This is a genomic window from Neorhizobium sp. IRS_2294 (assembly GCF_050500145.1).
Classification (GTDB): Bacteria; Pseudomonadota; Alphaproteobacteria; order Rhizobiales; family Rhizobiaceae; genus Neorhizobium; species Neorhizobium soli.
Map to the genome: position 1 here is coordinate 1,484,287 of NZ_CP191439.1, position 13,114 is coordinate 1,497,400.

Annotated in this window: 14 protein-coding genes and 1 tRNA gene; 10 read left to right on the top strand and 5 right to left on the bottom strand. The window is 59.8% G+C overall.

Annotation, left to right across the window (positions count from 1 at the left end; genetic code table 11):
• Positions 1–3: 3 nt before the first annotated feature.
• From surE to ACQY1K_RS07135, 3 genes are all read left to right on the top strand, one after another.
• Positions 4–759 (top strand): 5'/3'-nucleotidase SurE, encoded by a 756-nt coding sequence (gene surE, locus ACQY1K_RS07125; RefSeq protein ID WP_062457534.1) that lies wholly within the window; start codon positions 4–6, stop codon positions 757–759.
• 31 nt (positions 760–790) lie between these two features.
• Positions 791–1,444, top strand: a complete 654-nt coding sequence (locus ACQY1K_RS07130; protein ID WP_174196749.1) for a protein-L-isoaspartate(D-aspartate) O-methyltransferase — start codon at positions 791–793, stop codon at positions 1,442–1,444.
• Positions 1,445–1,600: 156 nt separating this feature from the next.
• Positions 1,601–3,190: a peptidoglycan DD-metalloendopeptidase family protein gene (locus ACQY1K_RS07135; RefSeq protein WP_430258613.1), complete on the top strand. Its 1,590-nt coding sequence runs from the start codon at positions 1,601–1,603 to the stop codon at positions 3,188–3,190.
• A 78-nt stretch (positions 3,191–3,268) separates the two neighbouring features.
• Here ACQY1K_RS07135 and ACQY1K_RS07140 read toward each other — a convergent pair whose 3' ends face one another.
• Positions 3,269–4,138 (bottom strand): ATP-binding protein, encoded by an 870-nt coding sequence (locus ACQY1K_RS07140; RefSeq protein ID WP_113111253.1) that lies wholly within the window; start codon positions 4,136–4,138, stop codon positions 3,269–3,271.
• 212 nt (positions 4,139–4,350) lie between these two features.
• Here ACQY1K_RS07140 and yajC point away from each other — a divergent pair, with 212 nt between their 5' ends.
• The 4 genes from yajC (at position 4,351) to ACQY1K_RS07160 (ending at position 6,589) form a co-directional block, all read left to right on the top strand.
• Positions 4,351–4,704: a preprotein translocase subunit YajC gene (gene yajC, locus ACQY1K_RS07145; RefSeq protein ID WP_062457522.1), complete on the top strand. Its 354-nt coding sequence runs from the start codon at positions 4,351–4,353 to the stop codon at positions 4,702–4,704.
• 58 nt (positions 4,705–4,762) lie between these two features.
• Entirely contained in the window at positions 4,763–5,149 is a 387-nt protein-coding gene (locus ACQY1K_RS07150; RefSeq protein ID WP_062581393.1) for an Mth938-like domain-containing protein, read from the top strand.
• 3 nt (positions 5,150–5,152) lie between these two features.
• On the top strand, positions 5,153–6,019 hold the full coding sequence (locus tag ACQY1K_RS07155; protein WP_430258614.1) for a phytoene/squalene synthase family protein: 867 nt from the start codon (positions 5,153–5,155) through the stop codon (positions 6,017–6,019).
• Between the two features lie 90 nt (positions 6,020–6,109).
• The gene (locus ACQY1K_RS07160) at positions 6,110–6,589 is read left to right on the top strand and encodes a hypothetical protein (RefSeq protein WP_342366082.1); all 480 of its coding nucleotides are present in this window, start codon (positions 6,110–6,112) and stop codon (positions 6,587–6,589) included.
• 4 nt (positions 6,590–6,593) lie between these two features.
• Here ACQY1K_RS07160 and trmFO read toward each other — a convergent pair whose 3' ends face one another.
• The 3 genes from trmFO to ACQY1K_RS07175 form a co-directional block, all read right to left on the bottom strand.
• Complete coding sequence (gene trmFO, locus ACQY1K_RS07165; protein WP_430258616.1) at positions 6,594–8,015, bottom strand: methylenetetrahydrofolate--tRNA-(uracil(54)-C(5))-methyltransferase (FADH(2)-oxidizing) TrmFO; 1,422 nt, start codon at positions 8,013–8,015, stop codon at positions 6,594–6,596.
• 165 nt (positions 8,016–8,180) lie between these two features.
• Entirely contained in the window at positions 8,181–8,324 is a 144-nt protein-coding gene (locus ACQY1K_RS07170; RefSeq protein ID WP_082471896.1) for a DUF1127 domain-containing protein, read from the bottom strand.
• Positions 8,325–8,582: 258 nt separating this feature from the next.
• Positions 8,583–8,729, bottom strand: a complete 147-nt coding sequence (locus tag ACQY1K_RS07175) for a DUF1127 domain-containing protein (protein WP_082471897.1) — start codon at positions 8,727–8,729, stop codon at positions 8,583–8,585.
• A 394-nt stretch (positions 8,730–9,123) separates the two neighbouring features.
• Between ACQY1K_RS07175 and ACQY1K_RS07180 the strand changes: the two genes are divergently transcribed.
• From ACQY1K_RS07180 to ACQY1K_RS07190, 3 genes are all read left to right on the top strand, one after another.
• Positions 9,124–9,208 (top strand) — tRNA-Leu (locus tag ACQY1K_RS07180).
• A 146-nt stretch (positions 9,209–9,354) separates the two neighbouring features.
• The gene (gene tig / locus ACQY1K_RS07185) at positions 9,355–10,839 is read left to right on the top strand and encodes a trigger factor (protein ID WP_062457509.1); all 1,485 of its coding nucleotides are present in this window, start codon (positions 9,355–9,357) and stop codon (positions 10,837–10,839) included.
• Positions 10,840–11,025: 186 nt separating this feature from the next.
• Positions 11,026–12,648, top strand: coding sequence for an ABC-F family ATP-binding cassette domain-containing protein (locus ACQY1K_RS07190; RefSeq protein ID WP_062457506.1), 1,623 nt, complete (start codon positions 11,026–11,028; stop codon positions 12,646–12,648).
• A gap of 76 nt (positions 12,649–12,724) precedes the next feature.
• Here ACQY1K_RS07190 and ACQY1K_RS07195 read toward each other — a convergent pair whose 3' ends face one another.
• Positions 12,725–13,063, bottom strand: coding sequence for a hypothetical protein (locus ACQY1K_RS07195; protein WP_430258618.1), 339 nt, complete (start codon positions 13,061–13,063; stop codon positions 12,725–12,727).
• Between the last annotated feature and the right edge of the window lie 51 nt (positions 13,064–13,114).

Here is a 13,114-nt window from a genome sequence, read left to right on the forward strand (position 1 = left end):
TGAATGCGCATCCTGCTCACCAACGACGACGGTATCCACGCGGAAGGCCTGGCGGTTCTCGAACGGATTGCCCGCCAGCTTTCCGATGACGTCTGGATTGTTGCGCCAGAAACCGACCAGAGCGGTTATGCGCATTCCTTGACCCTGTCGGAGCCGCTGCGCCTGCGCGAGATCAGCGACCGGCACTATGCCGTGCGCGGCACGCCGACGGACTGCGTCATCATGGCGATGCGCCACGTCATGGGGGGCAAGCCGGATCTCGTTCTGTCGGGTGTCAACGTCGGTGCCAACCTTGCCGACGACGTGACCTATTCTGGCACGGTCGCAGGCGCCATCGAGGGCACTCTGCAAGGCGTCCGGTCGATCGCGCTCAGCCAGGCCTACCGCAAGGAGAACGGCCGCGTCCTGCCTTGGGATACGGCCGAATCGCATGGCCCGGGCCTGATCCGCAAATTGCTGGATACGGACCTTCCGGCCGGCACGTTTCTCAACGTCAATTTCCCGGCCTGCGCGCCTGACGATGTCCAGGGGACGGAAGTCACGTCTCAGGGCAAGACCGATTTCGACGTGGCGATCGACGAACGCCAGGATGGTCGAGGCTTCCCATACTATTGGCTGTACTTTGCCTCGCGTGTCGGCCGCCAGGCGGAGGGCACCGACATCAACGCCATCAAGGCCAATCGCATTTCAGTAACACCGCTGAAACTGGACCTGACCGACTATTCGGTGCAGGATCGCTTGATGAAGGCGCTGGGTTGAACCCAGATAACGTGGCAGGCGGAGTGACAGCTTGAAATCGGGCATGGTCGAGAAGGAAGGGTTTGCTGCACTTGTCTTGCGGCTCCGGTCCGCAGGCATTTCTAATATCGACCTTCTGACTGCCGTTGAGCAGACGCCTCGTTCGCAGTTCGTGCCGCCCACGCTTTCTCAGGAAGCCTATTCCAGCCGCACGGTCCCGATTGATTGCGGTGCCTTTATGGAAGGGGCAGATCTTGCGGTTCGCCTTCTGGCCGCTCTGCAGGTGAAACCCGGTCATCGTGTTCTCGAAATCGGTACCGGCAGCGGTTTTACAGCCGCCGTCATCGGCCGCATCGCAGAACGGGTGCTGACCGTAGATCGCTATAAGACGCTCACCGTTGCGGCGCAGGCCCGCGTTGACGCCCTTGGAATGCGCAACGTCATCGTACGACAGGCGGATGGCAGCAACGGGATGCCGGGTGAGGGCACGTTCGATCGGATATTCGTGACCACGGCATTTACGATTCTGCCGCGATTCTATGCGGAGCAGCTGACCCATGGCGGTTCGATGGTTGCGCCGCTGATCGGCGACGACGAGACCTGCATGATGGTGAGGCTCACCAAGACCGGGAGCCGGTTTGAACGGGAAGACCTGTTCACCGTGCCATTCCTGCCGATCATTCCGCAGATGGCGGCAGCGCTTTAAGCTGGTTCGGCATTGGTTCCGCTCCTGCCAAGCGCTTCCAACTCATGGTTAGCGAATTATCAAAAAAATCGCATCTCTTCCGACACTTTAACCCCACAGTAAGACTAACGCGCTTTAATGACTCCCACGATGGTTGCGTGAGTGTAGGTCGAGTCCATGCGTGTCAACAGTGCACAAAAAGTCGGAAAATCAGTAGCTAAGCTCGCAGTTGCGGCTTTGCTGGCGAGTGCGGCCACTGGCTGCAGCTCGGATTCGAGCCGTTTCTCCGGGCTGTTCTCCAAAGATGAGCTGACAACGGCTTCAATACCCCAGCGTCCGGTCGGCGGGGCCTATGGCCAGGCGCCAATGCCGCGCGACGATCTGCGGTCGGGCCAGGCGGTGGCACCGGTCCAGCAGGATTACGGTTCGCGAAATACCGCGATGAACCAGCCTTATCCGGCCCAGTCCGGTGGCTATTCATCACCGGCCCGCGCCGCTTCGGCGCCGATGGCCGTCCAGCGCAACGAGTTGGCAGCTCCCGGCATGCCTTCTGCTCAGGCGTCCGCTCCCATGGCGTCCCGTGCACCGATGGCGGCTGACCGCGGTCAGGGCACTCGCCAGGAATCGATGGCCCAGTCATACCCGGGTCGTAGCGGTGGTTCGCAGTCTCTGACGGCTCCCACACCGTCGACCGCTCGAGGCGACAACCTGACAACGGCTTCGACGAAGCCGATGTCCGGCTGGTCTTCGGTCAACGCTCCGCGGGTAACGCTCAGGGCAGGCGAGACCGCATCGACCCTGTCTTCCCGCTACGGCGTTCCTGAAAAGGAAATCCTGAAGGCCAATGGCGGCGCTGTGAAGCCGGGCCAGACGATTGTCATCCCGACCTTCGGTCCATCGCGCAATTCGGCCAAGACGGCTGCATCCGATATCGACCTGCAGAACAAGGCCCCAGCGCCCACCCAGCAGACCGAGCAGAAGGTTGCCGTTCTGCCAACGCCGACCCGCGACAAGGCGATGGCGGAGCCTGGCAAGATCACACCTCCGGGCGGCAAGCCTCTCGGTGGCACCTACACGGTCAAGCCTGGCGACAGCCTTGCAAAGATCGCTCGCGAAACCGGCACACCGATTGATCAGCTGAAGGCCGCAAACGGCTTGTCGGCTGACGGTGTACGAATTGGCCAGACCCTGAAGGTCGGTGGTAGCTCGGTTGCGACCGATCCGGTCAGAACCGCATCCATCCCGGAAAAGCCGGCTGCCCAGCCGAAGCCTGCTGCACCTTCGCCTGTCGCCGAAGCAGCACCCGCAAAGCCTGCGCCACAGGAAACAGCATCGCTGTCGGACGTCGAGAAGAAGTCCGACGTGTCTGCCGCTGCACCGCAGTCGACCGGCATTTCGAAATATCGCTGGCCAGTCAGCGGCGCGGTCATCGCGGGTTACGGCGCCAACGTCAACGGCAGCCGCAATGACGGTATCGACATCTCGGTTCCCGAGGGCACGCCGATCAAGGCTGCTGAAAACGGCGTCGTCATCTATGCCGGCAACGGTCTGAAGCAGCTCGGAAACACCGTTCTGGTTCGCCACGACGATGGCAAGGTCACCGTTTACGGCCACGCCGGCAACATCAACGTCACGCGCGGCCAGAAGGTCACCCGCGGCCAGACCGTCGCGGCGTCCGGCATGAGCGGCGACGCTCAGCGTCCGCAGGTCCACTTCGAGGTGCGCAAGGATGCGACACCGGTCAACCCCATCACTTTCCTTGAATAATTGTAGTGCGTTTCAAGGGGACGGGAGAAAAGCGCAGCTTCGGCTGCGCTTTTTTCGTTTTGGGGCTGCTTCAAGAACTCACGGCGTGAGTGTCTTGCGCATCCGCCCGGCGAGATCCTGGATATACTGCCACGCGACGCGGCCGGAACGCCCGCCGCGCGTCGTCGCCCAGGCGAGCGCCTCGTGGTGCAGGGTTTCGCGGTTGAGGCCGAGATTGAAATGGTCGGCATAGCCGTCGATCATGGTCAGGTAGTCGTCCTGACTGCACTTGTGGAACCCGAGCCAAAGCCCGAAACGATCCGAGAGCGAAACCTTCTCCTCGACCGCCTCGGACGGGTTGATCGCCGTCGACTGCTCGTTTTCCAGCATATGCCGCGGCAAAAGGTGGCGCCGGTTCGATGTGGCGTAGAACAGGACGTTGTCCGGCCGGCCTTCTATGCCACCGTCGAGCGCTGCCTTCAGCGATTTGTAGGCCGTATCGTCGTGGTCGAAGGACAGATCGTCGCAAAACACGATGATGCGATGGCCGGATGCCTTGAGGATGTCGAGCAGCGCCGGCAGTGAGGCAATATCCTCGCGGTGGACTTCCACCAGTTTCAGCGAGACACCGGTCGACGCGCGGATATCCTCGTGCACGGCTTTGACCAGCGACGACTTGCCCATGCCGCGCGCGCCCCAGAGAAGGACGTTGTTTGCCGGATAACCTTCGGCAAACCGCAACGTGTTTTCCTGCAGGATGTCGCGCACGTGGTCAACGCCACGGATCAGGGTGAGGGCGACGCGGTTGGGGCGTGGCACGGGCTGCAGGCGCTGGTTTGTCGGCACCCAGACAAAGCAATCCGCGACAGTCCAGTCGTTGACCGCTGGTGGAGGGCCCGCCAGCCGCTCGACTGCGTCGGCGAGCCGGCGCACTTCAGACAGGATCAGGGCGTTGAGCTCGTCGGTCATCTGGTATTCCTCAAGACTTTTTGTCATCGGTCGCGCCCTCTCGGCCGCTTTTTTCAGCAGGTAACATGCTCGTTATTGCATCAAAAGCCGTAGAGCCGTGGATTCAGTACGCGGGAGGACCGCTTTCTGTTGCATTCCTGGGTGTCACAACTATATTCCGGCGGCTTATGACAGGGGGCTCGGCGCCTCCGCTTATCGTTTAGGAGTTCTTGATGTTCATTACTGAGGCATTCGCGCAGGCGGGTGGAGCGGCGCCGGCGGCTTCCGCAACAGACTCGATTCTGCAGATGGTGCTGCTCTTCGCACCTCTGATGGTGGTCTGGTATTTCTTCCTGATCCGTCCGCAGCGCGCCCAGGCCAAGAAACGCCAGGAGACCCTGACGAGCATTCGCCGTGGCGACCAGGTTGTGCTGGGCGGCGGCCTCGTCGGCCGGGTTTCGAAGGTTGTCGATGACAACGAAGTCGAAGTCGAAATCGCCGACGGCGTCAAGGTCCGCGCAATGCGCGCCTACATCGCCGAAGTCCGCGTCAAGGGCGAGCCGGTCAAGGCCGACACCGCGTCCTGACATCCGGCAGGCCCGCTCTGGCGGGCCTTTCCATTTTTAATCAATCAAGGACGCGATGATGGCAAAAGGGATCGAGATACGCGAAGCCCATTTCCCCGGTCGCGCCCAGATCGATGCCTACGGCAATGGCGGTTTCCGTTTTGCCGACATGTCGCATCGCGGGTCGATCCTCTGCCTTCCCTCAGGGATACACGGCTGGGATCTGGGCGAAGGTGAGCCCCTGACGGTTTCCTCCCTCTACAAGGTCCTCGACGAAGCCTCAGGCATTGAGGTCTTGCTGATCGGCACGGGCCAGAACCTGAAGCCGATACCTGCCGAGGTGAAAGCCGCATTGAAGGCGAAGGGCATCTCTTCCGACCCGATGAGCACCGGTGCTGCCGTGCGCACCTACAATATCATGCTCGCCGAATCCCGTGCCGTCGCCGTCGCGCTGATTGCCGTCTGACCCATGAGTGACGATCGTGCAACGAATAGCGAACTCTGTCTCGCGACGCTGCGAGACACGGACCGCGACCGCTATCTCGCATGCCTCCTGTCTCCGGAAGACAAGCGCCCGGCGCTCGCCGCGCTCTACGCCTTCAACGCCGAAATTGCGCGCGTCCGGGACATGGTCCGCGATCCTCTCCCGGGAGAGATCCGCCTGCAATGGTGGCGGGATTTCCTTGAGGGTGGAAGTCAGGCAGACGGGCTGGGAGACACGGGCGGCAATCCGATCGCTGCGGGACTGCAGGATGCGATCGAAACCTATCGGCTGCCGCGTCAGACGCTTGTCGCCATGACGGAAGCGCGAATCTTCGATCTCTACGACGATCCGCTCACTGACCGCAACGCGCTGGAAGGCTATGCTGGCGAAACCGCCTCGGCTTTGATCCAGCTTGCAAGCCTCATCCTTTCGTCCGAAGACGCCGCAAGGTCCGCGCAGGCGGCCGGCCATGCGGGTGTTGCGCAGGCGATCGCCGGTTTCATCCTGCTTTTGCCGATCCATCGGCGCCGCAACCAGCTTTACCTCCCGCTCGATCTTCTGGCTGCCACCGGTCTTGACCGCGACAGCTTTCTGGCCGGCAGTGACAAACCTCGCATTTCCGCAGCAATTCAGGCCTTTGCCGGCCTTGGCCTCGAGCATCTCGACAAGGCACGACGTGCCGGTCCTGTTCCGCCCGCGCTCGTGCCGGCCTTCGTGCCGGTAGCGCTTGTCGAGCGGGTTCTGAAGCGCGCTTCACGCCGGGGTGCCGATGCTCTCGACGGAGACATGCAGTCTCCCCAATGGCGTCGTCAGTTGCAGATGCTGAAGGCCGCCGTCCTCAAACGCTTCTAGCAATCACCAGTCGCCACGCTTCACGCAAGCCTTGAGGGATAAATGCCCTCTATCGGCAGGTGCGCATCTGCCATCAGTGGAGAAGCAGTCTTGAGCCCTTTGGTAGTTTGGTCGATCGCCATCGGCGTGATGCTGGCCTTGGCCTTTTATGTTACCCGCCTGGTCAAGCACAGTGACGAGGACAGCCTTCACGATATGGGACTGGCGATACTCGAATTCGGTCGCGCCTATCCTGCCGAAGCCATCAGGAGCCTGCACAGCACAGCCGATGCGAACACGATCTTTGTGCGACTGCACGACAATAAGTCAGGCATCATGCGCAACCGTGGCAATCATTTCGCATGCCACGTAATCCGGCCCGGCCGCGTGCGGGTCACGCCGACGCCCGAACCGAAAGGCTTTTCGGCCGAATTCCTGGACTCCCCGACACAGAACGGAACTTTCGTGTTCAAGAATGAAAACGAGGCGGCAGAAGTGTCGCTTTGGCTTCTCGACAATTACGTGAGCGTTGCCGATCGACAGCTTCCGGCCGAACCGCAGCCGGCTTCAAACACCGGCCGCTCCGATTAGGCCTTTAAGCGATACCCAGCCACTCACGGCAGTCCTTCAGCGCGCGAACCGACATCAACTGCCGTTTCATGATCGTCTTGTCCTTGCCGCGAAAGCGTTTGACGCCTTCGGGTTTGACGATCGAGCCGGGAGCAAGATCCGGGAACAGGCCGAAATTCACATTCATCGGCTGGAAGGACCGTTTGCCGGGCTCTTCGTCGTGGACCAGATGCCCCCCGGTGATATGCCCAAGCAGAGAACCGAAGGCCGTTGTCGCCGGCGGCGGGACGATTTCTTTGCCCTTGCGCTCGGCAGCCGCAAAACGACCAGCCAGAAGACCGATCGCCGAACTCTCCACATAGCCCTCGCAGCCGGTGATCTGACCGGCGAATCGCAGGCCCGGCCGGCTCTTCAAAGTCAGCGAGTGATCGAGCAGCATCGGTGACTGGATATAGGTGTTGCGATGCAGGCCGCCGAGCCGTGCGAATTCCGCGTTCTGCAGCCCCGGGATCATCCGGAAGATCTCGGCCTGCGCGCCATACTTCAGCTTGGTCTGGAACCCGACCATATTGTAGAGCGTGCCAAGTGCATTGTCCTGCCGCAGTTGGACGACGGCATAGGCCTTGACGGTCGGATTGTGTGAATTGGTAAGCCCCATCGGCTTCATCGGACCGTGGCGCAGCGTTTCGCGCCCACGCTCCGCCATGACCTCGATCGGCAGGCAGCCATCGAAATAGGGCGTGCCTTCCCATTCCTTGAAGCCGACCGTATCGCCCGCAATCAGTGCATCGAGAAAGGCATTGTACTGCGCTTCGTCGAGCGGGCAGTTGATGTAATCCTTGCCTGTGCCGCCGGGCCCGACCTTGTCGTAGCGCGACTGGTACCAGCAGATATCCATATCGATCGATTCGCGGTGGACGATCGGCGCGATCGCGTCGAAGAAGGCGAGCTGGTCCTCTCCGGTCTCGGCCTGGATCGACTTTGCGAGATCGGGCGACGTCAGAGGACCGGTCGCGACGACGGCCAAGTCCCATTCCGCCGGCGGTAGACCGTGAATTTCCTCTCGCACAACGGTGATCAGCGGATGGTTCTCGATCGCCTGCGTGACTGCATGAGAGAAACCGTCGCGGTCGACCGCAAGTGCGCCGCCGGCCGGGACCTGATTTTTGTTGGCGCAGGCCATGATCAAAGAGCCGGCCAGCCTCATTTCTGCGTGGATGACGCCGACGGCATTGGCCGTCGCATCATCGGAGCGGAAAGAGTTCGAGCAGACGAGCTCGGCGAGACCGTCCGTGCGGTGGGCATCGGTGCCGCGCACGCCGCGCATCTCGTGGAGAATGACGGGGATGCCGGCCTCAGCGATCTGCCAGGATGCTTCGGAGCCGGCAAGGCCGCCACCGACGACGTGGATTGGGGCAAGGGTAGACGAATTCGATATAGTGCTCATGTCCGGCTCATTATCACGGCATTCGAACGGCCGGAATCAAAAAGGCACCTAAAAAGGTGCCTCTGATCATTCCTTGGGTGTCTCTTTGATCTTTTAGGATCATTGCGACTATCGTTCTCTCGCCATCGCGACATCATATCGCGCTGGTCCATCACAATGGATGGATTAACGGAAGGAACGAGCGGCGATGCCGCGGATGTCGTAGCGGGTCAGACCAATGTCGTTGAGCGCCTGGTTGGAAAGGCTGCCGAGTTCATTGATCGTACGGCGGTAGCTGATCCAGTTCTTAGCGATGCGGATCGGGTTCATTTGGTGTTTCCTCAATCATCTTTTTCCCAGTGATCTATCGTCACCGGCGATGAGCTTCATATAGGTGAGACGCGCCGAAAGGTGCAGTGCAAAAAATGTGCGACTGCCATGCGTTTGTGCAATGAGTTGATGCTTTTTGCAGCTTCGTACGAAAAAGCAGCAGCAGCCGTTTCGCTGCGTGAAGCACTATGCACAAACGAAAAACGCCTCCCGAAGGAGGCGCTTTTAAACGGTAGACCGTTGGTCGTTCTTTAGATCTTAGAAGCCGACTGCCGTGCGTGCAACGCGACGGATGTCGGAGCGGCCAATACCGAGGTCAGAGAGTTCGCGGTCCGACATGCGGCCGAGTTCCGAAACCGTTTCGCGGTACTTGCGCCAGTCGTTCAGCTTCTTTGCGATTTTCATGGTCGTTTCCTTCGTTGGTCAATGCCGGCTAATTGCTTCCGGCTGCGTTGCTAATCGTTTTAAATGCTGCGCTGCGAAGGAAAAAGCGCGCATTTCGTATGCCACCTATGCATCTGTTGCATTGCATGCAGAAGGATCGTGCGGAAACTAGCTGTATTTGACCATAATTTGATCAGGCGCTGAAATTTACGTCTATTACACCCACAATGAAGGTGCGTCGGGCCGTTTCTGTCCTGCTCACCAGCTCCACCCGAGGCGAACGCAGTCTCGCTTCTGATCATCATCAAACAGGCGTCACAAACCTTCATTTTTCCTTTGCGTGTAGGAAAACGGGTGTTATAGAGACGCGCGCTCCGGAAGGCCTCTGGCCGCTAGAGTTTCGATGCCTAGGGGCGCGGGTATGGTGAAATTGGTAGACACGCCAGATTTAGGTTCTGGTGCCGCAAGGCGTGGGAGTTCAAGTCTCTCTACCCGCACCAGGATCGCTGGACGCGCTGTTCGCCGGTAACGGCAGGACGCGCTGCTTATGAAAGCCGCGGCTGGTCACTTTTTAGTTCCGGTGGTGTGCTCACGAAAAACACGAACGGCTGTATGGGCGCCGCCGCCACGATAAGAAGGTATAAAAATGCAGGTTACCGAAACGCTCGCTGAAGGGCTGAAGCGCGAAATCAAGGTCGTTATCCCTAAGCAGGATATGGAAGCCGAGCTCAACGTTCGTCTGGCCGATGCCAAGGACAAGGTTCGCATCAACGGGTTCCGTCCGGGCAAGGTGCCGCTTTCACACCTCAAGAAAACCTATGGCAAGTCGATCATGGCTGATCTCGTCAACGAGATCGTCCGTGAACGCCCCACCAAGATTCTCTCCGAGCGCGGCGAGAAGTCGGCAACGCAGCCTTCGGTGTCGATGACCGAAGACGAGGCGGAAGCCGAAAAGATCCTCAATGCACAGGCTGATTTCGAATTCACCCTGACCTATGAAGTGATCCCGCCGATCGAGCTGAAGTCGACTGACGGTATCACCGTCGAGCGCGAAGTCGTTGAAGTGTCGGAAGACGAAGTCAACGAGCAGATCCTCAAGATCGCCGAAAGCGCTCGCACGTTCGAGACAAAGGACGGCGTTGCCGCTGAAGGCGATCGCGTCACCATGAACTACCTCGGCAAGGTCGATGGCGAAGCCTTCGATGGCGGCACTGCTGAAGACGCAGAATTGGTCATCGGTTCGGGTCGCTTCATCCCGGGCTTCGAAGACCAGCTGGTTGGCGTCAAGTCGGGCGACGAAAAGCAGATCACCGTGACCTTCCCGTCCGAATATCCGGCTCCGAACCTGGCTGGCAAGGACGCGACCTTCGACATCACCGTCAAGGACATCGCTGCTCCGGCTGCCGTCGAGATCAACGACGAACTTGCTTCGACGCTTGGCATCGAATCGGTCGATCGTCTGAAGGAAATCGTCCGCGGCCAGATCGAAAGCCAGTACGGCAACGTCACGCGTCAGAAGGTCAAGCGTCAGATCCTCGACCAGCTCGACGAGATGTACAAGTTCGACGCGCCGCAGGGCCTCGTTGACGCCGAGTTCGACAACATCTGGCGCCAGATCAACACCGATCTGCAGCAGTCAGGCAAGACGTTTGAAGACGAAGAAACGACTGAGGAAGAAGCACGCGAAGAGTATCGCAAGCTTGCCGAACGTCGCGTCCGTCTCGGCCTGGTTCTCTCCGAAATCGGCGAAAAGGCCGGCGTCGAAGTAACCGAGGAAGAAATGCAGCGTGCACTCTACGCACAGCTGCAGCAGTTCCCGGGCCAGCAGAAGGAAATCCTCGATTTCTTCCGCAACACCCCAGGCGCTTCCGCTTCGCTGCGTGCCCCGATCTTTGAAGAAAAGGTCGTCGATCATCTCCTGTCCGAGGTCAAGGTCACTGACAAGACCGTGACGAAGGAAGAGCTGCTCGCCGAAGAAGAAGGCGAAGACGCGGACAAGCCTGCCAAGAAGAAGGCCTCGCCGAAGAAGGCAAAGGCTGAAGCTTCAGAGGCTGCAGAAGGCGAAGAAGCCGCTGCTCCGAAGAAGAAGGCAGCACCGAAGAAGAAGGCCGCTGAAGACAGCGCAGAGTAATCTTCTGAGATACAAATTGACAAAAGGCCGGGCAGGAAACTGTCCGGCCTTTTGCGTTTCAGTTTGTCGAGTGCTGCTTGAGCCACACACCTTGATGCTTGCGGTTATGGCACCATGAAACCCCGCGACATCCGGCCCATCCCGTGACATAAGGCACGCCGAACGCGTCCTCACTTTCCGGCAGCCATGATCCGCATCGAGAATATCAGCAAGTCCAACAGTTCCCGCATTCTCTACATTGAGACCTCTGCGGCCCTGAACCGCGGCGAAAAGATCGGTTTGGTCGGTCCGAACGGGGCGGGCAAGACGACTCTGTTCCGGATGATCACCGGCCAGGAGCTGCCCGATGAGGGACAGGTCACGGTCGAGAAGCATGTGACGATCGGCTATTTCAATCAGGACGTCGGAGAAATGTCGGGCGTCAGCGCCGTCACCGAGGTGATGGACGGGGCAGGGCCAGTCAGCAGCGTTGCCGCCGAACTGCGCTCGCTCGAAGCCGCGATGGTCGATCCCGACCGGATGGACGAGATGGATGCCATCATCGATCGCTATGGCGAGGTACAGGCGCGTTATGAGGAGCTGGACGGCTATGGGCTGGAAAGCCGCGCTCGCGAGGTTCTGGCAGGCCTCTCCTTCAGCGAAGAGATGATGGACGGCGACGTCGGCAAACTGTCCGGCGGCTGGAAGATGCGCGTGGCGCTTGCCCGCATCCTCTTGATGCGCCCGGACGTCATGCTGCTGGACGAACCGTCCAACCACCTGGATCTCGAAAGCCTGATCTGGCTTGAGGAGTTCCTCAAGAACTACGACGGCGCCTTGCTGATGACCTCGCATGACCGTGAGTTCATGAACCGGATCGTCAACAAGATCATCGAGATCGATGCCGGATCGCTCAACACCTATGCCGGCGATTACGGCTTTTACGAACAGCAAAGGGCGCAGAACGAGAAGCAGCAGCTGGCCCAGTTCGAGCGGCAGCAGGCGATGCTGGCCAAAGAGATCAAGTTCATCGAACGCTTCAAGGCGCGCGCGTCGCACGCAGCCCAGGTGCAGAGCCGTGTGAAGAAGCTCGACAAGATCGAGCGGGTGGAACCGCCGCGTCGCCGCCAGACGGTCGCCTTCGAATTTCAGCAGGCACCGCGTTCCGGTGAGGATGTTGCAAACCTCAAGGGTGTCCACAAGGCCTATGGCAGCCGTGTGATCTATGACGGACTGGATTTCATGATCCGCCGAAAGGAACGCTGGTGCATCATGGGGATCAACGGCGCCGGCAAATCGACACTTCTGAAGCTGATCGCCGGTTCGGCGGCACCCGACGTCGGATCCGTCGCGATCGGCGCCAGTGTCAAGATGGGCTATTTCGCCCAGCATGCCATGGATGTGCTGGATGGCGAGCAGACCGTGTTCGAATGGCTGGAGTCCGAGTTCCCGCGGGCCGGGCAGGGCGCGCTTCGCACCCTTGCCGGATGCTTCGGCTTTTCAGGCGATGACGTGGAAAAGAGATGCCGGGTTCTGTCCGGCGGAGAAAAGGCCCGTCTCGTCATGGCGGCCATGCTGTTTGATCCGCCGAATTTCCTGGTGCTGGACGAGCCCACCAACCACCTGGATCTCGATACCAAGGAAATGCTGATCAAGGCGCTCGCCGACTATGACGGCACGATGCTGTTCGTCAGCCATGACCGGCATTTTCTGGCCGAGCTGTCCAACCGGGTGTTGGAAGTGACCGCGGACGGCGTTCATCGTTTCGATGGCGGCTACACGGAATATGTCGAACGCACGGGTTACGAGGCGCCGGGTCTCGCAAGCTGATCCTGGACCAACCGACGCATCGTGAGGTAGTCAGAGCGAGCAGCCTACATCACCGCGTGGTGATGTAGGCACGGTGTCATTCGTGGATCGTGTAGGATCCCATCTTGCAGAGATCCTGCGAGTCTTCGAGGTCCTCGAGGCCTGAATCCTCGGTGAATTCGAAGCGCAGATCGTATTTGCAGACCCTGCGACCGTCAGCGATGGTGATCTCGATACTCTCGCCGGGCTCGAGAACATCCTTGCCGAATACATCTTCTTCCCAGTCGTCAACACCGACGGGCGACGTATAGAAACGCTCAAGCGTGCCGCTGGTCCGGTTCTTCAAGGTAAAGACGAGATCCGAGGCGTTGGATGTAGTGGTGCATGCAAAAAGAGCCGCCAATGCAGCGGCCGCAACAAGTACAGTTTTTCTCACGGTAGTGTCCCTCAACCCAGAATTGGGGTAGGGAACATCTATCATTTCCAT